This window comes from Perlucidibaca aquatica (assembly GCF_001676655.1).
Lineage (GTDB): Bacteria > Pseudomonadota > Gammaproteobacteria > Pseudomonadales > Moraxellaceae > Perlucidibaca > Perlucidibaca aquatica.
In genome coordinates this window covers 157,242-182,119 of sequence record NZ_LZDB01000001.1, presented here as the reverse complement: position 1 = coordinate 182,119, position 24,878 = coordinate 157,242, and the positions used below count along the sequence as shown (strand labels likewise).

Annotated in this window: 31 protein-coding genes; 15 read left to right on the top strand and 16 right to left on the bottom strand. The window is 55.6% G+C overall.

Annotated features, from left to right (window positions below):
• The first annotated feature begins 198 nt into the window (after positions 1 to 198).
• The 5 genes from A8710_RS00920 to A8710_RS00900 all read left to right on the top strand — a co-directional run bounded on the left by A8710_RS00920 (position 199) and on the right by A8710_RS00900 (position 4,201).
• Complete coding sequence (locus A8710_RS00920; protein ID WP_068857563.1) at positions 199 to 930, top strand: TorF family putative porin; 732 nt, start codon at positions 199 to 201, stop codon at positions 928 to 930.
• A gap of 66 nt (positions 931 to 996) precedes the next feature.
• Complete coding sequence (gene glnK / locus A8710_RS00915; protein WP_068857562.1) at positions 997 to 1,335, top strand: P-II family nitrogen regulator; 339 nt, start codon at positions 997 to 999, stop codon at positions 1,333 to 1,335.
• Between the two features lie 249 nt (positions 1,336 to 1,584).
• Positions 1,585 to 2,859: an ammonium transporter gene (locus A8710_RS00910; protein ID WP_406609584.1), complete on the top strand. Its 1,275-nt coding sequence runs from the start codon at positions 1,585 to 1,587 to the stop codon at positions 2,857 to 2,859.
• Positions 2,860 to 3,042: 183 nt separating this feature from the next.
• Positions 3,043 to 3,300 (top strand): hypothetical protein, encoded by a 258-nt coding sequence (locus A8710_RS00905; RefSeq protein WP_068857561.1) that lies wholly within the window; start codon positions 3,043 to 3,045, stop codon positions 3,298 to 3,300.
• A 40-nt stretch (positions 3,301 to 3,340) separates the two neighbouring features.
• Positions 3,341 to 4,201: a cation diffusion facilitator family transporter gene (locus A8710_RS00900; RefSeq protein ID WP_082968626.1), complete on the top strand. Its 861-nt coding sequence runs from the start codon at positions 3,341 to 3,343 to the stop codon at positions 4,199 to 4,201.
• Here the strand turns inward: A8710_RS00900 and A8710_RS00895 are convergent.
• From A8710_RS00895 to lptM, 6 genes are all read right to left on the bottom strand, one after another.
• Complete coding sequence (locus A8710_RS00895; protein WP_068857560.1) at positions 4,192 to 4,941, bottom strand: HAD family hydrolase; 750 nt, start codon at positions 4,939 to 4,941, stop codon at positions 4,192 to 4,194. The two genes, A8710_RS00900 and A8710_RS00895, sit on opposite strands and share 10 nt — an antisense overlap.
• The gene (locus A8710_RS00890; protein WP_068857559.1) at positions 4,938 to 5,864 is read right to left on the bottom strand and encodes a tyrosine recombinase XerC; all 927 of its coding nucleotides are present in this window, start codon (positions 5,862 to 5,864) and stop codon (positions 4,938 to 4,940) included. Before A8710_RS00890 ends, A8710_RS00895 begins: the two co-directional genes overlap by 4 nt.
• Positions 5,861 to 6,550 carry a DUF484 family protein gene (locus tag A8710_RS00885; protein WP_157686227.1) on the bottom strand — a complete coding sequence of 230 codons (690 nt, stop codon included), beginning with the start codon at positions 6,548 to 6,550 and terminating at the stop codon, positions 5,861 to 5,863. Before A8710_RS00885 ends, A8710_RS00890 begins: the two co-directional genes overlap by 4 nt.
• Entirely contained in the window at positions 6,543 to 7,391 is an 849-nt protein-coding gene (gene dapF / locus A8710_RS00880) for a diaminopimelate epimerase (RefSeq protein ID WP_068857557.1), read from the bottom strand. Before dapF ends, A8710_RS00885 begins: the two co-directional genes overlap by 8 nt.
• Before the next feature lie 77 nt (positions 7,392 to 7,468).
• Entirely contained in the window at positions 7,469 to 8,719 is a 1,251-nt protein-coding gene (lysA, locus tag A8710_RS00875) for a diaminopimelate decarboxylase (protein WP_068857556.1), read from the bottom strand.
• 44 nt (positions 8,720 to 8,763) lie between these two features.
• Positions 8,764 to 8,904 (bottom strand): LPS translocon maturation chaperone LptM, encoded by a 141-nt coding sequence (gene lptM / locus A8710_RS12550; RefSeq protein WP_227512974.1) that lies wholly within the window; start codon positions 8,902 to 8,904, stop codon positions 8,764 to 8,766.
• 66 nt (positions 8,905 to 8,970) lie between these two features.
• Between lptM and cyaY the strand changes: the two genes are divergently transcribed.
• The gene (gene cyaY, locus A8710_RS00870; RefSeq protein ID WP_068857555.1) at positions 8,971 to 9,285 is read left to right on the top strand and encodes an iron donor protein CyaY; all 315 of its coding nucleotides are present in this window, start codon (positions 8,971 to 8,973) and stop codon (positions 9,283 to 9,285) included.
• On the opposite strand, the gene A8710_RS00865 is transcribed toward cyaY, so the two are convergent.
• Positions 9,269 to 10,171: a LysR family transcriptional regulator gene (locus A8710_RS00865; RefSeq protein ID WP_068857554.1), complete on the bottom strand. Its 903-nt coding sequence runs from the start codon at positions 10,169 to 10,171 to the stop codon at positions 9,269 to 9,271. The genes cyaY and A8710_RS00865 overlap by 17 nt on opposite strands.
• 92 nt (positions 10,172 to 10,263) lie before the next feature.
• On the opposite strand from A8710_RS00865, the gene A8710_RS00860 reads away from it, so the two are divergent.
• A complete protein-coding gene (locus tag A8710_RS00860) occupies positions 10,264 to 11,229 on the top strand; it encodes a sodium-dependent bicarbonate transport family permease (RefSeq protein WP_068857553.1) in 966 nt (321 codons plus the stop codon).
• Between the two features lie 14 nt (positions 11,230 to 11,243).
• Complete coding sequence (gene cysD, locus A8710_RS00855; protein WP_406609583.1) at positions 11,244 to 12,149, top strand: sulfate adenylyltransferase subunit CysD; 906 nt, start codon at positions 11,244 to 11,246, stop codon at positions 12,147 to 12,149.
• A gap of 78 nt (positions 12,150 to 12,227) precedes the next feature.
• Here cysD and rimO read toward each other — a convergent pair whose 3' ends face one another.
• Positions 12,228 to 13,568 (bottom strand): 30S ribosomal protein S12 methylthiotransferase RimO, encoded by a 1,341-nt coding sequence (rimO, locus tag A8710_RS00850; RefSeq protein WP_068858107.1) that lies wholly within the window; start codon positions 13,566 to 13,568, stop codon positions 12,228 to 12,230.
• Positions 13,569 to 13,827: 259 nt separating this feature from the next.
• Here rimO and glnL point away from each other — a divergent pair, with 259 nt between their 5' ends.
• Positions 13,828 to 14,904: a nitrogen regulation protein NR(II) gene (gene glnL / locus A8710_RS00845; protein ID WP_068858106.1), complete on the top strand. Its 1,077-nt coding sequence runs from the start codon at positions 13,828 to 13,830 to the stop codon at positions 14,902 to 14,904.
• Positions 14,901 to 16,337, top strand: coding sequence for a nitrogen regulation protein NR(I) (glnG, locus tag A8710_RS00840; protein ID WP_068857551.1), 1,437 nt, complete (start codon positions 14,901 to 14,903; stop codon positions 16,335 to 16,337). Before glnL ends, glnG begins: the two co-directional genes overlap by 4 nt.
• 37 nt (positions 16,338 to 16,374) lie before the next feature.
• Here glnG and A8710_RS00835 read toward each other — a convergent pair whose 3' ends face one another.
• The 3 genes from A8710_RS00835 to A8710_RS00825 are packed head-to-tail and all read right to left on the bottom strand — an operon-like array spanning position 16,375 to position 17,631.
• Complete coding sequence (locus tag A8710_RS00835; protein ID WP_068857550.1) at positions 16,375 to 16,740, bottom strand: DUF3106 domain-containing protein; 366 nt, start codon at positions 16,738 to 16,740, stop codon at positions 16,375 to 16,377.
• On the bottom strand, positions 16,727 to 17,065 hold the full coding sequence (locus tag A8710_RS00830; RefSeq protein ID WP_068857549.1) for a hypothetical protein: 339 nt from the start codon (positions 17,063 to 17,065) through the stop codon (positions 16,727 to 16,729). Before A8710_RS00830 ends, A8710_RS00835 begins: the two co-directional genes overlap by 14 nt.
• On the bottom strand, positions 17,062 to 17,631 hold the full coding sequence (locus A8710_RS00825) for an RNA polymerase sigma factor (RefSeq protein ID WP_068858105.1): 570 nt from the start codon (positions 17,629 to 17,631) through the stop codon (positions 17,062 to 17,064). The genes A8710_RS00830 and A8710_RS00825 overlap by 4 nt, the downstream gene beginning before the upstream one ends.
• A gap of 169 nt (positions 17,632 to 17,800) precedes the next feature.
• Here A8710_RS00825 and trmL point away from each other — a divergent pair, with 169 nt between their 5' ends.
• Complete coding sequence (trmL, locus tag A8710_RS00820; protein WP_068857548.1) at positions 17,801 to 18,265, top strand: tRNA (uridine(34)/cytosine(34)/5-carboxymethylaminomethyluridine(34)-2'-O)-methyltransferase TrmL; 465 nt, start codon at positions 17,801 to 17,803, stop codon at positions 18,263 to 18,265.
• Positions 18,266 to 18,283: 18 nt separating this feature from the next.
• Here trmL and secB read toward each other — a convergent pair whose 3' ends face one another.
• From secB to rsgA, 4 genes are read right to left on the bottom strand one after another with little or no spacing between them, the layout of a single operon-like run.
• Positions 18,284 to 18,745, bottom strand: coding sequence for a protein-export chaperone SecB (gene secB / locus A8710_RS00815; RefSeq protein WP_068857547.1), 462 nt, complete (start codon positions 18,743 to 18,745; stop codon positions 18,284 to 18,286).
• 25 nt (positions 18,746 to 18,770) lie between these two features.
• Positions 18,771 to 19,025 (bottom strand): glutaredoxin 3, encoded by a 255-nt coding sequence (gene grxC / locus A8710_RS00810; RefSeq protein ID WP_068857546.1) that lies wholly within the window; start codon positions 19,023 to 19,025, stop codon positions 18,771 to 18,773.
• Between the two features lie 25 nt (positions 19,026 to 19,050).
• Complete coding sequence (locus tag A8710_RS00805) at positions 19,051 to 19,461, bottom strand: rhodanese-like domain-containing protein (protein ID WP_068857545.1); 411 nt, start codon at positions 19,459 to 19,461, stop codon at positions 19,051 to 19,053.
• Between the two features lie 48 nt (positions 19,462 to 19,509).
• The gene (rsgA, locus tag A8710_RS00800) at positions 19,510 to 20,532 is read right to left on the bottom strand and encodes a small ribosomal subunit biogenesis GTPase RsgA (RefSeq protein WP_068857544.1); all 1,023 of its coding nucleotides are present in this window, start codon (positions 20,530 to 20,532) and stop codon (positions 19,510 to 19,512) included.
• Positions 20,533 to 20,613: 81 nt separating this feature from the next.
• Between rsgA and orn the strand changes: the two genes are divergently transcribed.
• On the top strand, positions 20,614 to 21,180 hold the full coding sequence (gene orn, locus A8710_RS00795; protein ID WP_068857543.1) for an oligoribonuclease: 567 nt from the start codon (positions 20,614 to 20,616) through the stop codon (positions 21,178 to 21,180).
• Here orn and queG read toward each other — a convergent pair.
• Positions 21,167 to 22,270 carry a tRNA epoxyqueuosine(34) reductase QueG gene (gene queG, locus A8710_RS00790; RefSeq protein WP_068858104.1) on the bottom strand — a complete coding sequence of 368 codons (1,104 nt, stop codon included), beginning with the start codon at positions 22,268 to 22,270 and terminating at the stop codon, positions 21,167 to 21,169. The genes orn and queG overlap by 14 nt on opposite strands.
• A 26-nt stretch (positions 22,271 to 22,296) precedes the next feature.
• Between queG and A8710_RS00785 the strand changes: the two genes are divergently transcribed.
• The 3 genes from A8710_RS00785 to A8710_RS00775 are packed head-to-tail and all read left to right on the top strand — an operon-like array spanning position 22,297 to position 24,876.
• Entirely contained in the window at positions 22,297 to 23,148 is an 852-nt protein-coding gene (locus A8710_RS00785) for an NAD(P)H-hydrate dehydratase (protein WP_068857542.1), read from the top strand.
• A 13-nt stretch (positions 23,149 to 23,161) separates the two neighbouring features.
• Positions 23,162 to 23,629, top strand: coding sequence for a tRNA (adenosine(37)-N6)-threonylcarbamoyltransferase complex ATPase subunit type 1 TsaE (gene tsaE, locus A8710_RS00780; RefSeq protein ID WP_068857541.1), 468 nt, complete (start codon positions 23,162 to 23,164; stop codon positions 23,627 to 23,629).
• A complete protein-coding gene (locus A8710_RS00775; protein WP_068857540.1) occupies positions 23,626 to 24,876 on the top strand; it encodes an N-acetylmuramoyl-L-alanine amidase in 1,251 nt (416 codons plus the stop codon). Before tsaE ends, A8710_RS00775 begins: the two co-directional genes overlap by 4 nt.
• The last annotated feature ends 2 nt before the right edge of the window (positions 24,877 to 24,878 follow it).

The window sequence follows — 24,878 nt, the reverse complement described above, 5'->3', positions numbered from 1 at the left end:
TAAAAATTTTGGGGGGTGGGCAGGCTGTCTCGGTCGCTTTGCGCCGCCCTTACACAATAAAAAAGTCTCCGCTAGTCGGAGAAAAGCACCGTGTATCGAGAGGCTTTCAAGAAGTTGGCACGACATCTGCTAATACCTTGATGTAGTCCGCGGCGATGATCGCGGCAATAACCCCAATAAGAAACTGGAGCGGTAACCATGAAGCTGTCCAAACTGTCCTACGCTGTTGTTGTTGCCTCGTTGATGGCTGCCGGTGTTGCTCAGGCCGCTGTTACAAGTGCTGGCTCTGTTGCGCTGACTAGCGATTACTTATTCCGTGGTATCTCTCAATCCGATGAAGGAATGGCAGTTCAGGGTAGCGTGACCTTGAACCATGACTCGGGTGTTTATTTCACCGCATGGGCTTCGAGCATTGCAGAAGAAGCAACAACAGAGCCAGAACAAGCCGGCTTGGAAGTTGATACCCTGCTGGGCTATGCATTTAAATCTGGCGAAGTTACCTACGATGTAGGTGTTATGCGCTACAACTATCCTGGTGCAGACAACAAAACCAATGATACACGTTACAGCTATAACGAAGTTTATGCTTCTGCAGCTGTAGCGGGCGCTAAAGTGGGTGTTGCTGTTTCCGATGATTATTTCGGCGAAACTGGTAAGTTCCTGTATGTGTATGCAGATTATGGCGTAGCCCTGAATGATAAAGTTAACCTGACTACTCACGTGGGTTGGAACAAGTTTGATAATGACGGTACCAATAATTTCCTCGGCGGAAATAGCGATGCCTACTTCGATTACAAGCTTGGCTTAAATACCACAGTGGCAGGTTTAACTGTTGAAGCAGCCTATATTGGAGCCGATTCAATCGCTGAAGCCACGTATGCTGATTTGGCTGATGGCCGCGCCGTCTTCACGGTTTCCAAGTCCTTCTAACTAACTGTTTTAAATAAAAACTGAGCCGCCTTTCGGGGCGGCTCACCCCACCCCAGGAGTACCCAAATGAAACTGGTAACTGCCGTTATCAAGCCATTCAAGCTTGATGATGTAAGAGAGGCGCTGTCGGATATCGGGGTGCAGGGCATCACCGTAACCGAAGTAAAGGGTTTTGGCCGTCAAAAAGGACATACCGAATTATATCGCGGTGCAGAATATGTCGTTGATTTTCTGCCCAAGGTAAAAATCGATATTGCCATTAGTGATGAGCAACTCGATCAAGTGATCGAAGCCATTACTAAAGCAGCTAATACCGGCAAGATCGGTGATGGCAAAATTTTTGTGACGGCGCTGGAACAGGCTATTCGTATTCGCACCGGTGAATCCGGCGTGGATGCTATTTAAGTCATCTCAATTCGCTGAAACGGGAGTATGACCGTGAAGAAATTATTAATGGCGCTCGCCTTGAGCACCTCTATGCTGGGCGTCGCCCCAGTATTTGCAGAAGAAGCTGCTCCGGCAGCCGTTGTTGCCGAAACGGTTACGGAGGCAGTGGCGGTTGAGCAAGTCGCTGCGCCAGTTGCAGAGGCTGTAGCTGTCGCAGAGGCAGCACCTGTTGCCGCCCCTGTTCCTGATAAAGGCGACACGACGTGGATGTTAGTTGCCACGGTACTGGTCATCTTTATGTCGCTGCCAGGCTTAGCGCTGTTCTACGGCGGCTTGGTGCGTAGCAAGAACATGCTGTCGGTATTGATGCAGGTGTTTAGCATCTTCGCAATGGTTTCGGTGCTTTGGGTGTTGTATGGCTACTCCTTAGCCTTTACCAGCAACCCGAATGCGGCACTTGATCCCTTCATTGGTGGCTTCTCGAAAGTCTTCATGAGCGGTGTTGGTGTGGGTGCCGTGGTTGAAACCTTCAGCAAGGGCGTTGTGATTCCCGAGCTGCTGTTCGCGATGTTCCAGCTCACTTTCGCCGCCATCACCTGTGCGCTGATCGTGGGTGGTGTTGCCGAGCGTATGAAATTCAGTGCGGTCATGATTTTCACCGCCCTGTGGTTCACTTTCGCTTACCTGCCTATGGCTCACATGGTTTGGTACTGGGGTGGTCCTAGCGCTTTCGATGCACCAACAGGTTATCTGTTTGGTAAAGGCGCAATCGACTTCGCCGGTGGCACTGTGGTTCACATCAATGCCGGTGTTGCCGCTCTTGTTGCTGCCATCATGGTTGGTAAGCGTAACGGCTACGGCAAAGTCTCCATGGCGCCTCACAGCCTGACGATGACGCTCATTGGCGCCGCCATGCTGTGGGTGGGCTGGTTCGGTTTCAACGCCGGCTCCAACCTCGAAGCCAACGACTATGCTGTGCTGGCATTCGCTAACACCTTGTTCGCCACCGCTGTTGCTGCCTTAACGTGGACCGCCATTGAGTGGGCGATCAAAGGCAAAGCTTCGCTGCTCGGTTCGATCTCGGGTGCTATCGCTGGCTTGGTGGGTATTACGCCAGCCTGTGGCTTCGTGGGTCTGGGTGGTGCGCTGGTCATTGGTGCCTCGTCGGCTGCCGTTTGCTTGTTCGCCGTCATGTGGCTGAAATCCAAACTGGGCTATGACGACTCCTTGGATGCCTTCGGTATTCACGGCGTGGGCGGTATCGTTGGTGCTCTGCTGACAGGTGTGTTTGTTAACCCAGCTCTGGGTGGCGCCGGTGTCGTTGATTACTCGACGGATCCGGCAGGCACAGCGGCTTACGATTTGATGGCGCAGATGACCAGCCAGCTGACGGGTGTCCTTGTGGCTGTGGTGTGGTCCGCCGTGGTGACCTTCATCATCCTGAAAGCGTTGGATATGGTGATGGGCATCCGTGTATCGGAAGATGCTGAACGTGAAGGCCTTGATCTGGCTGAGCACGGTGAGCGCGCTTACAACAGCTAATCGCTGAGGTAACGCAAACACATAAAAAAGGGGCTCGTAAGAGCCTCTTTTTTTGTTTGTGGACTGGGCTAACATAGTCTTAAAGCAAAATACTAGGCTGTTCAAACTGGGCTAAGCTGTCGACAATGGATGCGTAGCCCGCAGGCTTATTTAATTGCGCTAATGCAGGTGTGGAGAGAGCAAATGGCAGAAAACGATTACGACTATGAAGGCCCTGAGGATGATGCCGAAGAGGCTGAGAGCGTAGAGCCTGAAGTTGAGGTAGACGTTGATCCGGAGGTTGCTGCTAAGGCACGCAGTGAGGTGGCTGAAGCTGAAACTTTGAGCCCCTCGGCGAAGGAGTCGCTACGTCGTCAGTTAGAGGAAGAGATGGAGCGTTTCCTCGCCTCGGGTGGACGTATTCAAGAAGTGCCGCCCGATCCCGACGCCGAATCTTTGTGAGTTTTATCGGGTGCTAAGCCGCTTCTCGCGACTGCAGCGCATGGCGCTGCTGTCCGTTGCCACCGCGCTGGCGACCATGGCGTTGAAGTTTTGGTCTTGGCATATCAGCGGCTCTGTGAGCTTGCTGTCCGATGCCATTGAGTCCTTCGTGAACCTGGGGGCGGCTTTATTGGCGTTTACGGTGCTGACCATCGCGGCTCAGCCCGCAGACCAAGACCACCCTTTTGGGCATGACAAAGCAGAGTACTTTTCCTCGGCGGCAGAAGGCTTGCTCATTCTGATCGCGGCTGCGGGCATCGCATTTGCGGCTTGGGAGCGCTTGTGGTCTCCAGAGTCACTCCATGCCCTGAGTTGGGGCTTAGTGATTGCGGCGGTCGCAGCGGTGCTTAATGGACTGACCGCTTGGAAGCTCTTTGCGGTCGCTAAAGAGGAAGACAGTTTAACCCTGCGAGCCGACGCGGCGCATTTGCTGTCGGATGTCTGGACGTCGGTGGCGGTGATTGGTGGGCTCATGGCGCTTTGGGTATGGCCCACTCAGACGTGGATAGATCCAGCTATTGCCCTGCTGGTTGCCCTGCACTTAGTGATCACGGGAATTAAGTTGCTGGCGCCTTCCTTAGCCGGCCTGATGGATGAGGCACTTCCCGATGTGGAGTTGCAAGCGTTACGTCAGGCGGCACTGCCGCTTATGCCAGCAGAGGTAGAACTCAGCCCGTTACGCACCCGTAAATCAGGCCATCGTCGCTTTGTCGACGGTAGCCTCTTGGTGCCGGGAACGCTGTCTGTTGCAGAGGCTCATGCCCTTTGCGATGACATTGAAGATGCCATGCGGGCCACGCTCAAGGCCTGTGATATCACGCTACACGTGGCGCCCTTGGATGAGCGTCACCGTCACCTGTGAAGTAAGCGCTTTAGGTAGCAGCTGGCGCTGGTTTCGGGATCGGCAATGAGTAAGTCGAGTGCTGCAGGAAGCTCACTGAAGTGGCGAATTTCTGCATCAGGGCGGCGTGAGAGCGGCCATTCCTGCTGACTGAAATTGACCCATACGGAGCGCAGCCCTACCGCTTGAGCAGCAGCAATATCCTCGGCTGGATGATCGCCTACATGGACAGCTTGTTGAGCACTGACACCGGCCTCGGCCAGTGCTTGTTCGAACATGCGGGGATGCGGTTTGGCGTGCCCTACCTTCGCAGCCGAAAAATGCCCTTTAAACCATGCGCCAATGCCCGCGCGATGAATGTCGGCATTGCCATTGCTCAAGGCAAATAAAGGAAAGCGTTGCGATAGCGCGCTCAGGGTGTCGGCCACGCCATCAAATAAAACCACGCGATTGCGACCGGTATAAAACACGTCAAACGCGCTTGCCGCGCCCGCTCGTGCCTGCTCTTGGTCATAGCCTGTTGCCAGCAACAATTGCTCCAGCATCGTCAGGCGCATGGCGCTAAAGTCGTGGGCAATATCGCGACGTTCTGCAATGACTTGTTGGCGGATGGCTTGGAAGCCGCTGACCCCTAGTGCTTGTGAGGCAGGGTAGTGCTGCCCCAGCCAGACATGCATGTCTTCGTCAGCTTTCACGATGATGCTCTCGACATCCCAAAGGGTGTTATCGAGATCGAGTGTGAGTAGTGAAATAGCGCTCATGAAGTCTCGTCCTTGCGCTGCTTTGCGCGGGGATGTGCTTGGTCATAGACCGTGGCTAAATGTTGAAAATCGAGATGAGTATAAATCTGCGTAGCACGAATATCGCTATGGCCAAGGAGCTCTTGTACCGCACGTAAATCATGGCTGGATTCCAGCAAATGCGAGGCAAATGAGTGTCGCAACAAATGCGGATAGAGTCGCCGATCAAGTCCGATACGTTCTGCCTGATGCACTAAGCGCATCTGAATGCTGCGCTCACTTAAGCGCGTGCCGCGTTGGTTTAGAAAAAGCCAAGTCTCCGATGGCGCGCGAACAAATTGCGGGCGAATGCTAAGCCAATCGGTGATCGCTGTGCGTGCCATTTTGCCCACCGGCAGAACGCGTGTTTTGCGCCCTTTGCCGAGCACAGTAATGAGGCCGCCGCTTAAATCAAGATCCATCAGCTTCAGCTGAGCCAGCTCTGCCAAACGCAGTCCGGAGGAATAGAACAATTCTAGAATGGCTTTGTCGCGACGCCACAAGAGAGCTTCTTTTTCTGCCTTGGGTGCCGGCGCATCGAGTAACTGCTGCATGAGGTCGACATCCAGCACCTGTGGCAAATCTTGGCGTATGCGCTTGAGTTGGTAACCATGAGTGGGGTGCGCGCCGGCTTCATCGAAGCGTCCCAGCCAGTCATAAAAACGGCGCACGGCAGACAGTTGTCGTTGAATGCTGCGTATCGACAAGCCGGCATCGCGACTGTCTGCTATCCAGCCCTCCAGCTGGGGGCGCTGAAAGTCTGCCCAGGTTGGCACGTCGCAACCCTCTAAATAGCTAGCAAGGCGGCTGATGTCTTGCCGATAAGCCGTGAGCGTATGCGGTGAGCAGAGTCGTTGGCTGGCGAGGTAGCTGAGGAACTGTTCCAGACGCTCGCGATTTATCATGCGCTATGGGTGGCGCCACGATCGAGGCGGGCGATTAAGCGCGCGATGATATCGCCGAGGTGGGTAATGAAGAGCGTGTCCATGCTGCTACGGAAGTGGCTGGCTTCGGTACTACCAAGGGCAATAACGCCTACGGCTTGATCACCTTTTAAAAGGGGGATGAGTGCAGCCGAACTGAGTTGTAGGCCGTCATCTCCAAACAAATAGCGCAGTTCGTCACGACGCCACTTGCCGGCCAGTGCGTGATGGTGGCGCAGCAGCCCGGGCAGGCGTTGCTCAAACTCTGTTTGCACGCAGCTTCGCCAGGGAGACTCACACTCTTCTCGGAATAACAGGAGCGCCAGTTGCTCGCAGCCAAACGGCTCGCGCAGCGCACTGTATAGACGAGTGCCCAGCTGTGCTGCGCTTTCGGCGTCGAGCACGCCCAGCATGACTTCGCGTAATTGGCCAAACAAGCGATCGTTGTCACTGGCGATGGCAATTAACTGATTGAGACGCTCCTCAAGCTCTTCATTACGACGTCGCAACTGCGCCACTTGGCGCTCAATCAATGATGCGGCATTGGTGTCGTGACTGAGGTGCAGCTGGGTGAGCAGTGCCGGGTAGTCGTCGAAAAAGTGCGGATGTTTGCGCAGCCATGCCGCGACGTGTTCCGCACTGAGGGTGACGAGATCGGGACTAGTCATCATTCACGTCATTGACCCGCAGCGTGCCGTCAAAAACGCGTGCAGTAGGGCCAGTCATGAGCACGCTGGCGTTGTCATGGCTCCAGCGGATACGCAGTGGGCCGCCGGGTAGGTGAACCTTAATGTCACGGTCAACCAAGCCCCAGCGCATGGCTGCAACAGCAGCCGCGCACGCGCCCGTACCGCAAGCTAAGGTTTCGCCCGTGCCGCGCTCATACACACGCAGTTTAATTTCCTGACGATTAATCACCTGCATAAAGCCGACATTGACGCGCTCAGGGAAGCGCGGGTGTGACTCCAAACGGGGGCCCAATGTGGCTACGGGTGCACTATCCACATCGTCTACGCGCAAAACGGCGTGCGGGTTGCCCATGCTGACGGCGGCAATCTGGTAGAGCTCACCGTCAACTTCAATGCGGTAGTCCAGCGCAGCGTTGTCAGCCACAAAGGGGATGGCGCTGGGCTCGAGTCGGGGCGGGCCCATGTCGACCGTAACCCAACCCTGGCTATCAATTTGCAGCGTAATGATGCCGCTGGCAGTTTCTACCCGCAGCGTATCTTTTCGGGTGAGGCGACGATCGCGAACAAAGCGCGCAAAGCAGCGAGCTCCGTTGCCGCACTGGGAAACTTCAGAGCCATCGGCATTGAAAATGCGATAGCGGAAATCGACATCGGGTTGATGGGGCGGCTCAACGACCAACAGTTGATCAAAGCCTACGCCGAAGTGACGATCGGATAGGCGACGGATCAAGGCTTCGTCCAAGCGAACGCGTTGCGTGACCAAATCGAGCATCAAGAAATCGTTGCCGAGGCCGTGCATCTTGGTGAATTCCAGACGCATGAACGGTCTCCTGAAAAACGGGTGATGCTGCTAATGCCCCGTTGGCATTAGCCAGCTAAGTTAAGGCTATTCTGGGTTCAGGGCAGTAGCGATTCAAGAGCCAACAGATCAGCGACCGTTTCACGGCGACGCACCTGCCATGCTTGGTCGCCATCGACCATGATTTCGGCTGCTCGGCCACGGGTGTTGTAGTTCGAGCTCATGACAAAGCCATAGGCGCCGGCACCCGTCACCGCGAGTAAATCGCCAGCAGCTAGGCGCAGATCGCGATTTTTCCCGAGGAAATCACCGGTCTCGCAGACGGGCCCAACGATGTCATAGCACTGGCTTTCAGTGTCTTCACCGCGTGGGGTGACTGGCACGATGTCCATCCACGCACTGTAAAGGGCGGGGCGAATCAGGTCATTCATGGCGGCATCGATCACGGCAAAATGCTTGTGCTCTGTCGGCTTGAGGAACTCTACGCGCGTCAGTAATACGCCTGCGGTGGCGGCAATAGCACGGCCTGGCTCCATATAAACCTTGAGTCCGCGTGCTTTCAGGCGCGGCAGTAAAACGGCCGCATATTCAGCGGGCGTTGGCGGTGTTTCATCGCGATAGCAAACGCCCAAGCCGCCGCCAATATCAATGTGACTGAGCGTGGTGCCTTCAGCTGCAAGCTGATCAATCATGGCCAGCACACGATCCAGCGCATCGGAGAATGGCGCTGTACTGGTGAGCTGCGAGCCGATGTGGCAGTCAATGCCAACGGCCTTTAGGTTCGCTAGTGACTGAATTTGGCGATAGACCCAAGGCGCACGCTCAATGGCAACGCCAAACTTATTTTCTTTCAGGCCCGTGGAAATGTACGGGTGTGTTTGCGCATCCACATCGGGATTGACGCGCAAGCTCACCGGCGCGATCACCCCCAGTTCAGCAGCGACCGCATTTAAGCGAATCAGTTCGGCCTCCGACTCCACATTAAAACAGGCGATGCCAACGGCTAAGGCGCGACGCATTTCATCGGCTGTTTTGCCCAGTCCCGAAAAGACAGTCTTGGCCGGATCGCCGCCGGCGGCGAGCACACGCTCCAGTTCGCCAGCAGAAACAATGTCAAAGCCCGCACCTAGGCGCGCCAAAACATTGAGCACGGCCAAATTCGAGTTGGCTTTTACGGCAAAGCAGACTTGGTGATCAATGTCGGCGAAGGCGTGATCGAAGGCCAGATAATTCGCTTCGAGTGTGGCGCGCGAATACACATAAAGTGGCGTGCCGAAGCGTTCAGCGAGTGAAGTCAGCGAGGTATTTTCGAGGTGCAACTGGCCGTGACGCAAATTCAAAGTCGACATGAAATCTATCCTGTTAAGCAGGTGCGTATGATGCCTTGAACTGATCAGGAGGGCGAGTCAAAGGTCTTTTTTGGCTGGACAAGATTGCCCGATTGCCCGCAGGCAGTGAGCAACACGGTGCTTGCGAGCAAGCTAACAATGACCACACGGGAGAGTATTAATACTCGGGAAAAGTGCTTCTTCATGGCAAACTATCCTGCAATAGGGGCATAGCCCAGCTTACGACCTAAGTGAATGGAGTTGCACTTCACATGAACGAAAATGAGTACTTGGATCTTGTGGACGCAACACTGCTTGATATCGAAACCCGCATCGAAAATTTCGATGAAGATATCGATCTAGAAGCAGGCTCCGGCATGCTAACCGTCACGTTATTGAATGGCAGCAAAGTCATCATTAATCGTCAACGTCCCACGCAAGAAATCTGGGTGGCGGCACGCTCCGGAGGCTATCACTGCGGCTGGCGTGACGGCCAGTGGGTTTGCAATACCACGCAAGAAACGCTGGCGGCGCTGCTGACTCGCGTCATCAGTGAGCAAGAAGGTGGCGTTATCCATTTTCGCTGAGCTGTTGTGCAGCCAGCAGTAAGTGATCTTTAAAAGCCTGCGCCACGGGTGACAAGCGTTTGCTGGCGGGATGCACAAGATGCCATGCCGCCGGTAAGGGAAAGCCGGGCAGCGACAGCACCACTACATTGTCTGAGGGAGTCAGGGGCGAAATGGCATGGCGAGACACAATGCCGAGGCCCAAGCCACCCGCGACGGACTCCTTAATCGCTTCATTACTCCCTAGCTCCAACCGTATTCGCGGAATCAAGCCGGCGTTTGCTAGGCAGCGATCCACGGCCATGCGGGTGCCAGAGCCGGGTTCGCGCAAGATCAGTTGATGCTGCAACAGCGCGGCTAAATCGTTGGGAAGTTGGTCGCTGGGCAAGTCAGCGGGTGCGATGACCTCAATGGGGTTGGGCAAGAAAACAGAGTCTTCCAGCGGAATGTCCATCGGGGGCTGAGACATGATGTAGAGGTCGTCGCGATTCTCACGCAGACGTGTCACCACGCCGTCTCGGTTCAAAATTTCCAACGATAAATCTATGCCGGGATGTGTTCTGCAGAACTGCCCGATTAATCTCGGCATAAAGTATTTTGCCGTACTGACCACCGCCACGCGGAGTCGCCCTCGAGACAGTCCACGCCAGGCATCTGCCTGTTGCGTAAAGTCCTCCCAGCTCTGCTGCATGTTTCGCGCAGTTTCCACCAGTGCCTGACCGGCTTCGGTGAGGTGCACGCGCTTTCCGATGACCTCATGTAGCGGTAATCCCACCACTTCCGACAGCGCCTTTAGCTGCATGGATGCCGTGGGCTGCGTGACATGAAGTAAGCGCGCAGCAGCACTGATGCTGCCGCTGTCTGCTAGCGCGACGAGAAGGCGCAGTTGCTTCAGGGATACATCCATAGAGAATTCTTATGGCTAGTCATTTAAATATCGATTTTACACGAAGTATCGGTAGCAAGGACAATACCTGCCATCTCTGGAGATGAACCTTGATGAATACCTTGCTGGACCCAGCCATTCTCTTTTTTGTGTTCGGGGTGCTTGCCGGTTTGATGGGCAGTAACCTCGAAATCCCTAAACCTATTTCACACTTTCTATCCCTTTACCTGCTCATGGCGCTGGGCTTGAAAGGCGGTTTTGCCTTGGCCGAGACCGGGCTGGACTTCAATGTGGCGAAAAGTTTGGGGGTTGCGCTCCTCCTGGCCTGGCTGATTCCGATCGGTGCTTACGCGTTTCTTCGCCGCCATGCCGCACCGCTGGATGCGATCGCGATTGCGGCAGCCTACGGATCGGTCAGCGCCGTCACGTTTGTCACCGCCATTCAGTTCCTTGACGGTCAGGGCTTGCAGCCTGGCGGACATATGGCCGCCGCCTTGGTCATCATGGAGTCGCCTGCTGTTATTTTTGCCGTGAGTATGGCGAATCGACTACGTCGTCAGTCAGTGGCTGGAAATGCGATGGCGCAATCAGGTGCGGGTCATCATTTACGTGAGTCGCTGACGCAGGGCGCGCAATTGCTCCTGTTGGGCGGCATGGCGATTGGTTGGATTACCGGCGATGCCGGTCGCGAAGTCATGCAGCCGTTCTCGATTGATTTGTTCAAAGGCATGCTGGCCTTCTTCCTGCTGGACATGGGCCTGCAAGTGGCGCGCAACGTAAAGGATGTGCGTGCGGCCTCGCCTATGCTGGTGCTCTTTGCGCTGATTGCACCACCCTTGCATGCACTATTCGCGCTAGGGATTTGTATGCTGGCTTCCATCTCCCTGCCCGACACCATCCTGCTGATGGTGCTTGCGGCCAGTGCGTCTTATATCGTGGTGCCTGCGGTGCTGCGTCATGCCATTCCAGAGGCTCGCCCGGCGCTTTATTTCGGCATGAGCTTAGTGGTGACGTTCCCACTGAATTTGATCTTCGGTATTCCGCTTTACACCTTCTTGGCCCAACAGGTGATGTTATGAGTCCGGTCAACACCATGTCTCACTTACGGCAACTGGAAGCTGAGGCGATCTATATTATGCGCGAGGTGGTGGCTGAGTTTGAGCGCCCGTGCATGTTCTATTCGATTGGCAAAGACTCTACCGTGATGCTGCATTTGGCGCGCAAAGCCTTTGCGCCCGGGCGAATTCCCTTTCCCTTGCTCCATGTGGATACGACCTGGGAGTTCCACGAGATGGCCAGCTTCCGAGATCGTATCGCTGAGCAATACGACCTTGATATTCGCGTGCACGTGAATCGGGAGGCGTTGGCGGCGGGTGTTGATCCCTTCACCTCTGGCTCTGTGAAATATACGGACCAGATGAAAACTGTCGCGCTCAAGCAGGCCCTCGACCAGTATGGTTTCGATGCCTGCTTTGGGGGTGGTCGTCGCGATGAGGAGAAGTCACGGGCCAAGGAGCGCGTGTTTTCATTCCGTGATCGTCAGCATCAATGGGACCCTAAGAATCAGCGTCCTGAGCTATGGCAGACCTACAACGGCCGCATTAATAAAGGGGAAAGCATTCGCGTTTTCCCCTTATCGAATTGGACCGAGCTGGATATCTGGCAGTACATCTGGCTGGAGAAAATCGACATTGTGCCGCTTTACTTCGCGGCTCCCCGTCCGGTGGTGGATATGGATGGCGCGCTGATTTGTATCGATGATGAACGCATACTCAAGCATCTGACAGCCGACGAGCGGGCCAGCATCAGCACCCGTTCAGTGAGATTCCGGACACTGGGCTGCTACCCGTCAACGGGTGCGGTGGAGAGTACGGCGACCACCGTGCCAGACATCATCGCTGAGATGCTGGTGACGCGCACCAGTGAGCGCCAAGGCCGCTTGATTGACAGCGACCAAAGCGGCTCTATGGAGAAAAAGAAGCGTGAAGGCTATTTCTGAGCGCTGAAAGCTACTGAATTAAGACGGACCCGCCTACAGGCCGCTAAGCCCGAGGCGGTTCAATTCAAGCGGCTCGGGTCAGGCAGTGACGATCTCAGCATAGAGATCGTAGTCATCCGCTTCAGTGATGCGCACTTGCACCTTTTGGCCCGGCTTCAGGTTAGCGGCGCCAGTGCCTTCGATAAAGACGTTACCGTCAATCTCAGGCGCGTCCGCATAGGAGCGGGCGATAGCAACGCCCTCTTCGTCGTCGATCTCATCCACTAGCACCGTCTCGACGCGGCCTACGCGACGCTGCAGGCGCTCCGCTGAAATCTCGGCGGCGAGTTTCATAAAGCGCTCGTGGCGCTCGAGCTTAACGTCCTCGGGCACGGCCTCGGCGACATCATTGGCCACGGCGCCCTCAACGGGCGAGTAAGGGAAGCAGCCGACGCGATCAAGCTGTGCTTCCTTGAGCCAATCCATCAGCTCTTGGAATTCTGCCTCAGTCTCGCCGGGGAAGCCGACGATAAACGTGGAGCGGATAATGAGATCGGGGCAGATTTCGCGCCAGGTGCGAATGCGTTCCAGCGTATTTTCGGCATGCGCCGGACGCTTCATGCGCTTGAGCACGCTCGGGCTGCCGTGCTGGAAGGGAATGTCTAAGTAAGGCAGGATCTTGCCCTCTGCCATCAGCGGAATCACGTTGTCCACATGCGGGTACGGGTAAACGTAATGCAGGCGCACCCAGACACCCATGGTGCCCAGCGCTTCACACAGCTCCAGCATGCGGGTTTTCACTGGCTGGCCGCCCCAGAAATCGAGCTTGTACTTGAGGTCGACGCCGTAGGCGCTGGTGTCTTGCGAGACCACGAGGATCTCCTGCACGCCGGCCTTGACCAGATTCTCGGCCTCGGTCAGCACCGAACCGATCGGGCGCGAGACCAGATCGCCACGCAGCGACGGAATAATGCAGAAAGTGCAACGATGGTTGCAGCCTTCGGAAATCTTCAGGTAGGCGTAGTGCTTGGGCGTGAGTTTGATGCCCTGTGCAGGCACGAGATTAATGTACGGGTTGTGGTCGGCCTTGGGCGGCAAATGCAGATGCACCGCGCTCATCACTTCTTCGTAGGCGTGCGGGCCGGTAACGCTAAGCACACTGGGATGTACATCGCGAATCACATCCGCTTTCTTGCCGAGGCAGCCGGTAACAATCACCTTGCCATTTTCTGCCAGCGCTTCGCCGATGGCATCCAGCGATTCCTGCACGGCTGAGTCAATAAAGCCGCAGGTGTTAACCACGACTAAATCGGCACCATCGTAGCTGGGCGAAATTTCATAACCCTCGGTGCGCAGCTGAGTGAGGATGCGTTCGGAGTCAACCAGCGCCTTGGGGCAGCCGAGGCTCACGAAACCGACTTTGGGATTGGCAGCAGACATGGGGCGATACCGCAGGTAGTAACTTTGGCGCGTATTGTAGCGCAAATGCTGAGCAGCACGGATTGAGCTGTCGTGGCGCATACACGAAATGTGTTGCACTATATTGGTGCGGACTGAGTGAGCCATGCGCTTCCATGCTGCTTATGTGTGACTCAGCATGGGGCGTGATGCTGCTGAGACATCAATTCCAGCAATTTGCGCTGAATGGGTGCAATTTTTGCAGGCAATCACCATTACGTTGTCTATTCCTGAGACCTTCATGCACCAAGCCCGAATCGCCAAACGCTTGCTCGATAATCTCAGTACAGCGGTGCTGTTATGCGACACACAGCTTCGCCTGCGCTATTTAAATCCGGCAGCCGAAAGCTTGCTGGCGGTGAGTCATACCCGTGCCATTGGTGCAGCCTTGTCGGATGTATTGGTTGAAACGCATCAAAACACCGACGAAGCCCTTCAGGAAACCTTGCACAGCGGGCATCCGTTTACCAAGCGTGAGGCGGCGCTGCGCGTAGGTCTGCGCGATATCGTGGTGGACTACTCGGTGTCGCTGATGCAATCGCCGGAGGAAGAGACGCAGCTGTTAATTGAGGTGCAGCCGCGCGACCGATTGCTTCGTATCGCTCGTGAAGAGGCCATGCTGGCCAGTCATCGCGCCACGCGGACGCTGGTTCGCGGGGTTGCCCATGAAATTAAAAACCCGTTGGGTGGCATTCGAGGCGCGGCCCAGTTGTTGGAGCGTGAACTGCCCTCGGCGGATTTGAAGGAATACACGCGCATCATCATTGAAGAGGCTGATCGCTTGCGTTCACTGGCGGACCGTATGTTAGGCCCACGGCGGTTGCCCACTATCCGTAGTATGAATGTGCATGAGTGCTTGGAGCGTGTGGCGGGTTTGCTGGCTGCCGAGGCTGATGGTCGCATTCAGCTGATTCGCGACTATGACCCGTCATTGCCCGATATCGTGGCGGACCCGGATCAAATCATTCAGGCCATGCTCAACATCGGCGGCAACGCCTTACAAGCCTTGCTCGAGAACCCCAGTGATCGCGAACCCACGTTGACCCTGCGGACACGTCCGGTGCGGCAATTCACCATTGGTGCGACACGTCATCGCTTGGTACTCCGAGTGGATATTCGTGACAACGGCCCCGGAATTCCTTCGGATCTCTTGGAGTCAATGTTCTACCCCATGGTGAGTGGTCGTGCTGGCGGCTCCGGACTTGGCCTGTCGATTGCACAGGACATCATTCATCAATACCACGGTCTGATCGAGTGTGAGTCGAAGCCGGGTGATACCACTTTTAGTATTTTTCTGCCTTTGGATGCCAAAAAATGATGACGAAACAGGTATGGGTTATCGATGATGACCGCGCCATTCGCTGGGTGCTAGAGCGCGCCCTGACTCAGGCAGGTTTAAAGGCAACGTGTTTTGAAGATGCCGGCAGCGCGCTGGACCAGCTCGATGACGAGCAGCCGGCAGTGATTGTGACGGATATCCGTATGCCGGGCATGGATGGACTAAGTTTTCTTGCCAAGGTGCGCGATCGATTCCCTGATGTGCCGGTCATCATCATGACCGCGCACTCGGACTTAAGTTCAGCGGTAGCGTCCTACCAAGGTGGGGCCTTTGAGTATCTGCCCAAGCCCTTTGATGTGGACGAGGCCGTTGCCCTCGTGAAGCGCGCAATTGCTCACCATGAAGAGCAGCAGATCGAAGCGGTGCCAGACCTTACCGAGACGGCACGCAGCACCGGTATTATTGGCGAGTCTCCGGCGATGCAGGAGGTCTTTCGTGCCATTGGCCGTTTAAGCAACTCCAATATCACCGTCTTGATTAATGGCGAATCGGGCACCGGCAAAGAGCTGGTTGCCGGTGCGCTTCATCAGCATTCACCGCGTGCGCGTAAGCCCTTTATTGCGTTGAATATGGCGGCAATTCCCAAGGAGCTCATGGAGTCGGAGCTCTTTGGTCATGAGAAAGGTGCGTTCACCGGCGCAAGTACCCAGCGCGTCGGACGCTTTGAGCAAGCCAACGGTGGCTCGCTCTTTCTCGATGAGATTGGCGATATGCCCATCGATACCCAAACCCGATTACTGCGCGTGCTGGCCGACAATGAGTTCTATCGCGTGGGCGGGCATGTGCCGGTCCGTGTCGATGTTCGAATCATTGCGGCAACGCATCAAAACCTGGAGAAGTTGGTGGCAGAGGGCAAGTTCCGTGAGGACTTGTTTCATCGACTCAATGTTATTCGGGTGCACATCCCGCGCTTGCGGGATCGCAGCGAAGATATCCCTCGTCTGGCCGCATTCTTTATGACGCGCGCTGCGCGTGAGCTACAAGTTGAGCCCAAATCACTGACACCTGAAGCGTCCAGCTATTTGCAGCAGCTGCCTTGGCCCGGCAATGTCCGTCAGTTAGAAAACACCTGCCGATGGCTCACCGTGATGGCCTCGAGTCGCGAAGTGCTGATCTCGGATCTGCCGCCGGAGTTGCAGCCGGGTGGCGAGCAAGAGCCGCAGTTAGTCTCTACGGGTTGGGAGCAATCGCTGGCGCAATGGGCAAAACGGGCATTACAGAACTCTCCGACCATGCCTTTGTTGGATGCGGCGGGTCCTGCATTTGAGCGCGTGTTGATTCTTGAGGCCTTGCAGCACACCGGGGGACGCCGTCGCGATGCCGCCGTAGTTTTAGGCTGGGGGCGTAATACGCTGACGCGGAAAATTAAAGAGTTGGGTTTAACCGTGGCGGGTGACGACGACGAGGAGTGAAGCTGCCGGCGATCCCTGCCAGCAGCCAAGGTGGGCGTTAGTTAGCTTTTGGGCAGCGTGCTTTATGCGGGCTGTTTTGCATGGCCTCACGACGCTGCACGGGCGTCATGCCCTGCCAGCGCTCACGCAATGTGCTGCGAACCTCAGGTGGAAGTTCACGCAGCTCACGCCACCGGTTTTGCAGAGCCTCTCGGCAATCCGGGGATAATTGCTGCCAATTATCCGCACGCTGTAAGAGTTTTTCGCGACGTTCACTGGGCAAGGTCTCCCAAGTCGATTGGAAGTCACTTAAGACCTCCTGGTGCTCAGGTGTCAGGCGATCCCAGTCAGGGGCATCCGCTGCCGCGAAGTTACTCAGCAGGCCACAAACGGCTAGGCAAAGGAGCGTATTAACGACCTTCACTTGCAGCTTCCTCCATGGCCATCAGCCAATCAATTTCTTCTAGCATTTGCCCTTCAACACCGGCGGAAACGGCAGGTTGAGAGCTGCTGCTGGCCTTCATGAGCCAACTGCCCGGCATGGCCAACATAAAGGTCACACTGGCTGCCAAGGCGAGGCCGCCAGACCATTGCAGGCGATGCGAGCGGGCGGGCGGCTTAATGCGACCAGCGGCGATATCGGCGACGCGGGCTTCCCATGCGGCATCCGCTTCGCTGGCAGCTTTGGTTAGTGTGGCGGCAACACGCGCGGCGAGGCGTGCGTCATCCAACGTGAGTTCGTTGCTCATGTCATATCCTCAGCAGTGGTGCCAATAGCACCCAGCTTGGCCCGAATGTTGTTTAGCGCGCGGAAGTAATGCGTTTTCACACTACCTTCGGCGCAACCCATAATTTCAGCAGTTTGCGCGGTGTCATAACCTTCCCAGGCGCGCAGCAAAAAGGCTTGCTGTTGGCGCATGGGCAGCTCTTTCACTGCATCTAAAACGACATCCATGTTGTCGGCACGCTGCAGCAGCGTGACGGGGTTGTGATCCACGGTTTCCGGAATCTGTTGCCATGGATCTTCCATGCCTTCTTCATCAGGGGATTCCAAAAACGTGAACCATTTTCGTCGCCGTGTTTCGCGGCGGAAGTGATCCATTAATCGGCTGTGTAAAATACGGTGGAATAATGGCCCCCAGCTGGCGGGGTCGTGTTGTCCGTACTTGGAAACGAGGGTCAGCATCGCTTCTTGCACAATATCTTGCGCGACATCGCGATCGCGCGTGGCAAACTCAGCCGTCATACGGGCGCGTCGACTCACATCGCGTAAAAATACGTCGATGGAGTTCGGGGCGGGGCGGCGTGCAGTCATAACTTTGGGTGTCGAACTTAAAGAACGCACACCATAGGCGAGAGCGCTGTTCGCGACAAGATCCATAATCGATATGCTCATCTAATCATCACGCTTTAATCAACGGGCGTTCATGGGATAGGTTGACGCTAGATGAGTCGTTTTTTGTTCAATTTGAGTGAGTAAGGCAATGTGGAATGTGGTTCTGTTTGAGCCGGAGATCCCCGGAAACACCGGCAATATCATTCGCTTGTGTGCTAACACGGGGGCTAGCCTGCACCTAGTGAAGCCACTGGGCTTTGAGCTGGACGATAGCAAGCTAAAGCGTGCTGGTCTGGATTACCACGAATGGGCTCAGATCAAAATTCACGATGACTGGTCGGCGCTACGGCTGGCCTTAAGTGAGCAGCGCTGGTTTGCCATCACCACCAAAGGCTCAAGCTCCGCCTTTGAGACGAGCTTCCAGGCCGGTGATGTGTTGGTGTTTGGGCCGGAGACGCGAGGCTTGCCAGCCCATTACTTGGCTGAATTTGATTCAGCACACAGGCTGAGACTGCCCATGCAGGCAGATAGTCGCAGTTTGAACTTATCAAACAGTGTGGCTGTTATGGTCTATGAGGCATGGCGCCAAGCGGGCTTCGTGAATGGCCGCTGAGCTTGGCGCCAGAAGTACTTAGTGAGCGGTGGAGGCAGCGGCCTCTTCAGCTTCGTGACGCTGACGCTCAGCGTAAACGGCATCGAAGTTGATGGGCTGCAGTAATAGCTGAGGGAAGCTGCCCTTGCCAACAATGTCGGAAATCGCTTCACGCGCATAAGGGAAGAGCAAGTTCGGGCAGTATGCGTTCAGCAAGGGGCCGAGTTCCGCTTCGGCAAAGCCTTGAGCTTGGAAAATCCCGGCTTGCTTTACTTCAACCAAAAAGGCGACCTGGCCTTCATTTTTGGCGGTAACGGTCAGGCCGAGTGTGACTTCATAGTGGCTGCCATCTTCAAGACGCTCGTGCGCGGTGGAGAGCTCGATGCTGACTTCTGGGCTCCAGGTCTGCAAAAACACGCGGGGCGCGCCTGGCACTTCAAATGAACTGTCTTTTAAGTAAATGCGTTGCAGAGCAAATTGCGGCTGTACGGCGTCGGACATGATTATTCTCTTTAGGGGGTTCGCGTTAAGTATTCAGTAGGGTGTCGAGCTGGCCATTGCGCTCTAGCGCATACAAGTCATCACAGCCGCCGATATGTTGATCGTTAATAAAAATTTGTGGCACGGTGCGCTGCTTAGTACGAGCCACCAAAGCCATGCGCTCGGCCTGATCGAAGCTCACATCGACTTCGCGATAGGTCAGGCCTTTACGCTGAAACAGTTGTTTTGCGCGCACGCAGTAAGGGCAAACCTGCGTGGTATAGATGACGATATCGTTCATGTTTGCTCTCAGCGATCACGCAGAATTAACGGACGAGGGGCAGGCCTTGTTGGCGCCAGCCTGAGATGCCATCACCCAGGAAGCTAATGTCGGTCGCGCCGGCGAGTTTCAGCGTTTTAGCTGCCGTACTGGCGACTTGACCCAAGGCGCAGACCACAATAATGGGCTTGCCGAGCTTGACCAGTTCCGCTGCTTTTTCACTGACCTGGCTGTAGGGAACATTCATGCTGCCGGTGATATGGCCTTCACGAAACTCCTGAACATTGCGGATATCAATGACGCGCGCATCGTGTTGATTCACTAAACGTGATAGCTCATTGCCGGAAATGCGACGGCCGCCACGTTGCGATTCAGTGACAACAAAGGCAATGAGCAGCGCGATAAAGCTGCTGACCAGCATGGGGTGGTTACCCATAAACTCAAAAACGCGATCCATGATTTACTCAATAAGCGGTGGCGGAAAGGGCCGGAGTATACCCTGCGCTTAGCGTGCTTCCAATTCACTGATCAGGCGTTGAAAGCTGGCGAGACGGCGTGCCTGAATATGACCGTCTTCAACGGCCTGCAAGAGCGCGCAACCGGGCTCCCGCGCATGTTTGCAGTTGCGGAAACGACACTGCCCGAGGTGATCGTGGAACTCAATAAAGCCCGATAAAAGCTGCTCACGATCCATGTGCCAGACGCCGAATTCACGGATGCCGGGTGAGTCGATGAGCGCGCCACCCGCCGGAAGGTCGAACCAGATCGCCGTGGTAGTGGTGTGCTGACCCAGCTTGGAGCCTGTGGAAAGCTGATGCACTTTCTGATTCACATCGGGCAGCAGCGCATTGATCAAGGACGATTTACCCACGCCAGACTGACCCACAAAAACAACCGTGCGCTGTGCGACGAGGGCGTTGAGATCGCCCATGTCGCCGTGCGCGGAAAGCGTGCGGGTTTCGTAACCCAGTGCCGCAAAGCTCTCAAGCAGAGCGCCAAGCCCTTTAGCCTGTGCTGGCGTCATCACGTCGGCTTTATTTAACACAATGACCGGACGGATGCCGGTGGTCTCGCAGGCAATGAGGTAGCGGTCAATCAACTCAGGTGAGGGCGTAGGCTCGGGGGCAATCACCAACAGAATGCGATCAATGTTGGCTGCAACCGGCTTGAGCTTGTTGTAAGGGTCGGGGCGAACGAGCACCGAGTGTCGGGGCATGAGCGCAGTAATGACGCCCGTGAGTCCATCGGCAGCGGGTTGCCAAATCACGTGATCACCGGTGACCAAGGCATCGATATTGCTGCGTCGATGGCAGCGAAAACGCTGGCCCTGAAGGTCGCCTTCCAGCGCCTCAATGGCGAGTTGCACACCATAATGAGCGATAACGCGGCCGCGTTGCTCAGCGCCCAGCTCACCACCTGCAAGCAAGGCATCGGCCTTGGCCTCACGTTTTTCGGCGCGCGCGATACGCTCCGATTGAATGCGATCAATTCGAAAACCTTGTTGGCGACTTATACGGCGTTGGCTCATGCAATTCCTATCGGGCTGGGCTGTCGCGGTCTGCTATGCTTGCGACCATTGTGCCACTGATGGCGAGTGCTGGGAGTGTTCATGAGTATTAACAAAGCGAGCAATCTGGTCTGGATTGACTTGGAGATGACCGGGCTCAACCCCGACACCGATCGTATTATCGAGATTGCCACCATCGTCACCGATGCGCATCTCAACATCTTGGCGGAAGGCCCAGTGCTGGCCATTCACCAAAAAGACATCGTGTTAAACGCCATGGACGAGTGGAATACCACGCAACACGGCAACTCAGGCCTGATCTCTCGCGTGCGACGCAGCACCATTTCAGAAGCCGATGCTGAAGCGCAGACGCTGGAGTTTTTGAGTCGTTTTGTGGACCCAAAAAAGTCGCCAATTTGCGGCAACTCTATTTGCCAAGATCGCCGCTTCTTGTATCGCAGCATGCCCAAGCTCGAGTCATTCTTTCACTACCGCAATTTAGATGTGAGCACGGTTAAAGAGTTGGCGCGTCGCTGGTATCCCGATTTGTTGCAGCGATTCACCAAGAAGAGCTCGCATCTGGCCTTGGATGACGTGAAGGACTCCATTGAAGAATTGCGCTACTACCGTCAGTACTTCTTCAAGCTGCCTGGCTTTAGCGAAGAGTAAGTTGTTGCTGGCAGATCGCCCAGTCTAGGTGCTCGGCCAGCACGTCATCGAGTTGCCCGCTGTCTGCGAGCGACTGCTTGCGCGCCTGAAGTGCTGTCAAAATCGCTGCAGACTGGGGCGCGTTGCCCAAGGCGATCGAGAGATTCCTCAGCCAACTGGGATAGTTCATGCGGCGCAGGGGCATGCCTTCGGTTTGCTTTAGCCAGGTGGCTTCATCCCAAGCCCAAAGATCGAGCAGGGGTGGGCCATCAAAGGCGTGGCGGGGCGTGAAGGCGGCCTCCTGACTGGCTTGAGCGTAGCGATTCCACGGGCAAACCAGTTGGCAATCATCGCAACCAAAAATGCGGTTACCGATAGCTCGCCTTAATTCCACAGGAATGACGCCGCGGTATTCAATCGTTAAATAGCTAATGCATTTGCCGGCATCAAGTGTGTACGGTGCGACGATGGCTTTTGTGGGGCAAACATCGATACAGGCTTGGCAGCTGCCGCAATGATTCGTGACGGGCGTATCCACGGGTAGCGGTAAGTCGGTAAATAATTCCCCCAGGAAAAAGTAGGAGCCAGCGCTGCGGTTCAAAATGACCGTGTGCTTGCCCATCCAGCCGAGGCCCGCTTTACTGGCCAGCGCTTTTTCCAGCACGGGGGCGGAGTCGACAAAGGCGCGATAACCAAATGGTCCGACCGCTGCAACAATGCGGTCCGCCAGGTGTTGTAGGCGTTTGCGAATAATTTTGTGGTAGTCGCGGCCAAGGGCATAACGCGCCAAGTAAGCTCGGTTACCGTCATTCAGAATTTCATGGATGCGTGGTTCGGCCGGCAAATAGTCCATGCGCAAACTAATGATGCGTTTCGTGCCTGGAATTAATGCTTCCGGGTCGACACGTTTGGGCTCGCGCAACCACTCCATATTGGCTTGAAAGCCCTTGTCCAGCCAGTTCGCCAGATGCTCAGGGTGCTCGCCGAGGTCGGTGTCGGTAATGCCGACTTGTTGAAAGCCGAGTTCTCGCCCCCAGCGCTTAATGTCGGTGGCGAGTTCGTTAAAATTAAGCGTATTGCTGGCTTCTTGCTGTACAGGGAGTCGCCTCATGGCGCGCATTCTGCCATTCTTAGGGGATGACCACCAAGACCAACCCCATCCTGATCACAGATGCGCTGCATGCTGACTTAGCGCAGTGCTGGCTGAAGCCCCGTGCGCGTGATGCCCATAAAGGGCAGTTCGGACCCACGCTTTTGGTGGGCGGTGATGTCGGCTATAGCGGGGCTATTTTGCTGGCGGCAGAAACGGCATTACGGTGTGGCGCAGGCGTTACGCAGGTGGCTTGCGCTCCGCTAACAGCGGCTACGTTATGGCTGCACCGGCCTGAGCTAATGGCGAAATCGGTGGCTCAGCGCAGCGATTTGCAGCCCTTGCTGAGCGGGGCGCGAGTGGTGGTGGTTGGTCCTGGACTGGGGCTGGGGGCATGGGCGCAGCAGCTCTGGCCTACGTTGGCCGAGGCCGGAGAAAAACAAGTATTAGACGCAGATGGTTTGAGCTGGCTGGCACAAAATCCGCAGCCCCATCCTGAGCGTGTGCTGACGCCGCATCCGGGTGAGGCGGCGCGCTTGTTGAACTGTTCAGTGCAAGCGGTTCAGCAGGATCGAGTGTCGGCAGTTAAGGCGTTGCAGTCGCGGTATGGCGGGGTCGTCATCCTTAAAGGTGCGGGCTCGTTAATTAGCGACGATAAGCAATGTTGGCAATGCCCTGCGGGCAATCCGGGCATGGCCACGGCGGGAATGGGCGATATTTTGGCGGGCGTGGTTGCGGCGTTGTTGGCACAGCATGTGCCTGTATTTGAGGCGGCGGCGCTGGCGGTGAGTTTGCATGCCCGTGCCGGTGATATAGCCGCTGAACAGGGGCAGCGAGGAATGCTGGCCTCCGATTTATGGCAGCCTTTGCGCCACTTATTGAACCCTAAGATGCTTTAAAGTGAGTTTGTTGATGTCATCTCAAACATTTAATTTAGCCGACGCTGAAGCGACAGTTGCTCTAGGGCAAACGCTGGGCAAGTTATTTTCAGGCTCAGGCGTGGTCTATTTGCAGGGTGATTTAGGGGCTGGAAAGACAACGCTGACGCGCGGAATTTTGCAGGCGTATGGGCATACAGGCCCAGTCAAAAGCCCGACCTATACCTTGGTCGAGCCTTATGAGCTGCCGGACACCACGATTTATCACTTTGATTTGTACCGATTAATCGATCCGGAAGAGCTGGAGCTCATGGGCTTTAGAGATTACTTTCACCCTCAGGCCTTGGCGCTAGTGGAGTGGCCAGTTCGTGGCGAACCGTTGCTGCCGTCACCGGATTGGTTGATAGCCCTAGATGTTGCTGAGAGTGGTTCTGGGCGAGTTGCGCGTCTGACGGCTGTATCTCGTGCGGCTAACGATATTTATATGAGAACTTTTGCATGAAGCAGGCGTTAGGTTGGGGGCGTTGGCTTTTCGTATCGGCATTCTGTTTATGGTCTGCGAGCACCTTAGCGGCGCAAATCGTCGGAGTTCGCTCTTGGAGCGGCGAGGACAGTACCCGTTTAGTTTTAGAGCTGGATAAAGCAACCGAGTTTCGTGTCAGCGAAGACAGCACGCCGGGCCGCATTATTATTTTGCTGCCTGGGGCCAATACCACAATAGAAGGGCCGCGCTGGCCCGCTCAAGTGGGTGCTCTCGAGGCGATGCGTCTGGATACGAGCTCGCGTACGCCGCGACTGATCCTGGATTTAAAGCAAGAAGCAGAGGCCAAAGTATTTGCGCTTAGCCCAAGCGCGCAATACCAGCATCGCCTCGTTATTGATCTCTTGCCTCGAAATACCAATACCGTCATTGAGGTAGTGCCTCCCGCGAAGGCTAAAGCCGCGGTTCGCGCCGAACCTAAACTGCCTGAAGTTAAGTTGCCGGAAAAACCCTCGCGTGGGTTGTCCGGCCTGTTTAAATCCAGTGGACGTAAGATCGTCGTTTCAATTGATCCTGGTCATGGTGGGGAAGATCCCGGCGCGATTGGCAGTATGGGTACGCATGAAAAGCGGGTGACCCTAGCGATTTCCCGTGAGCTGGCGAACTATCTCAATGATCAAGACGGAATTAAGGCTGAGTTAACGCGCGATGGCGACTTTTTTATACCGTTGCAGCAGCGTCGCAAAATTGGCCGTGAAGAGCACCGAGCCGATATTTTTGTCTCGATTCACGCCGATTCAGCGCCCAATCGTAAAGCGCATGGTGCTTCAGTATTCGCCTTGTCACTAAAGGGTGCCAATAGCGCAACCTCCCGATTTGCCCAGCAGTTAGCGGAGCAAGAAAATAAATCGGATTTGATCGGCGGCGCGGTGGCCGTGAGCGATGATATTTCCGGTGTTTTAGCCGGCATGTTGATTGAAGGCACGCTCAAGCACAGCTTGGAAATGGGCCGGATGATCTTGGGAGAAATGCAGCCGTTAGTGGGTAAATTGCACAGCCCACGAGTGGAGCAGGCCGGCTTTGCTGTTTTAAAAGAGCCGGGCATGGTGTCGCTACTGGTTGAGACGGGGTTTATTTCGAATCCAGATGAAGAGCAGCGCTTAGCCGATAGTGACTATCAGCGCGAATTGGCAGTAAAGATTGGCAACGGAATTCTCAATTTCTGTCGTCAGTATCCGGTGCCTGGCACCTATTTCGATCAAAACTGAGG

Coding starts and splice junctions, on each gene's coding strand:
- A8710_RS00920 (WP_068857563.1), top strand. CDS start 199: ATGAAGCTGTCCAAACTGTCCTACGCTGTTGTTGTTGCCTCGTTGATG.
- glnK (WP_068857562.1), top strand. CDS start 997: ATGAAACTGGTAACTGCCGTTATCAAGCCATTCAAGCTTGATGATGTA.
- A8710_RS00910 (WP_406609584.1), top strand. CDS start 1,585: ATGTTAGTTGCCACGGTACTGGTCATCTTTATGTCGCTGCCAGGCTTA.
- A8710_RS00905 (WP_068857561.1), top strand. CDS start 3,043: ATGGCAGAAAACGATTACGACTATGAAGGCCCTGAGGATGATGCCGAA.
- A8710_RS00900 (WP_082968626.1), top strand. CDS start 3,341: ATGGCGCTGCTGTCCGTTGCCACCGCGCTGGCGACCATGGCGTTGAAG.
- A8710_RS00895 (WP_068857560.1), bottom strand. CDS start 4,941: ATGAGCGCTATTTCACTACTCACACTCGATCTCGATAACACCCTTTGG.
- A8710_RS00890 (WP_068857559.1), bottom strand. CDS start 5,864: ATGATAAATCGCGAGCGTCTGGAACAGTTCCTCAGCTACCTCGCCAGC.
- A8710_RS00885 (WP_157686227.1), bottom strand. CDS start 6,550: ATGACTAGTCCCGATCTCGTCACCCTCAGTGCGGAACACGTCGCGGCA.
- dapF (WP_068857557.1), bottom strand. CDS start 7,391: ATGCGTCTGGAATTCACCAAGATGCACGGCCTCGGCAACGATTTCTTG.
- lysA (WP_068857556.1), bottom strand. CDS start 8,719: ATGTCGACTTTGAATTTGCGTCACGGCCAGTTGCACCTCGAAAATACC.
- lptM (WP_227512974.1), bottom strand. CDS start 8,904: ATGAAGAAGCACTTTTCCCGAGTATTAATACTCTCCCGTGTGGTCATT.
- cyaY (WP_068857555.1), top strand. CDS start 8,971: ATGAACGAAAATGAGTACTTGGATCTTGTGGACGCAACACTGCTTGAT.
- A8710_RS00865 (WP_068857554.1), bottom strand. CDS start 10,171: ATGGATGTATCCCTGAAGCAACTGCGCCTTCTCGTCGCGCTAGCAGAC.
- A8710_RS00860 (WP_068857553.1), top strand. CDS start 10,264: ATGAATACCTTGCTGGACCCAGCCATTCTCTTTTTTGTGTTCGGGGTG.
- cysD (WP_406609583.1), top strand. CDS start 11,244: ATGTCTCACTTACGGCAACTGGAAGCTGAGGCGATCTATATTATGCGC.
- rimO (WP_068858107.1), bottom strand. CDS start 13,568: ATGTCTGCTGCCAATCCCAAAGTCGGTTTCGTGAGCCTCGGCTGCCCC.
- glnL (WP_068858106.1), top strand. CDS start 13,828: ATGCACCAAGCCCGAATCGCCAAACGCTTGCTCGATAATCTCAGTACA.
- glnG (WP_068857551.1), top strand. CDS start 14,901: ATGATGACGAAACAGGTATGGGTTATCGATGATGACCGCGCCATTCGC.
- A8710_RS00830 (WP_068857549.1), bottom strand. CDS start 17,065: ATGAGCAACGAACTCACGTTGGATGACGCACGCCTCGCCGCGCGTGTT.
- A8710_RS00825 (WP_068858105.1), bottom strand. CDS start 17,631: ATGACTGCACGCCGCCCCGCCCCGAACTCCATCGACGTATTTTTACGC.
- trmL (WP_068857548.1), top strand. CDS start 17,801: ATGTGGAATGTGGTTCTGTTTGAGCCGGAGATCCCCGGAAACACCGGC.
- secB (WP_068857547.1), bottom strand. CDS start 18,745: ATGTCCGACGCCGTACAGCCGCAATTTGCTCTGCAACGCATTTACTTA.
- grxC (WP_068857546.1), bottom strand. CDS start 19,025: ATGAACGATATCGTCATCTATACCACGCAGGTTTGCCCTTACTGCGTG.
- A8710_RS00805 (WP_068857545.1), bottom strand. CDS start 19,461: ATGGATCGCGTTTTTGAGTTTATGGGTAACCACCCCATGCTGGTCAGC.
- rsgA (WP_068857544.1), bottom strand. CDS start 20,532: ATGAGCCAACGCCGTATAAGTCGCCAACAAGGTTTTCGAATTGATCGC.
- orn (WP_068857543.1), top strand. CDS start 20,614: ATGAGTATTAACAAAGCGAGCAATCTGGTCTGGATTGACTTGGAGATG.
- queG (WP_068858104.1), bottom strand. CDS start 22,270: ATGAGGCGACTCCCTGTACAGCAAGAAGCCAGCAATACGCTTAATTTT.
- A8710_RS00785 (WP_068857542.1), top strand. CDS start 22,297: ATGACCACCAAGACCAACCCCATCCTGATCACAGATGCGCTGCATGCT.
- tsaE (WP_068857541.1), top strand. CDS start 23,162: ATGTCATCTCAAACATTTAATTTAGCCGACGCTGAAGCGACAGTTGCT.
- A8710_RS00775 (WP_068857540.1), top strand. CDS start 23,626: ATGAAGCAGGCGTTAGGTTGGGGGCGTTGGCTTTTCGTATCGGCATTC.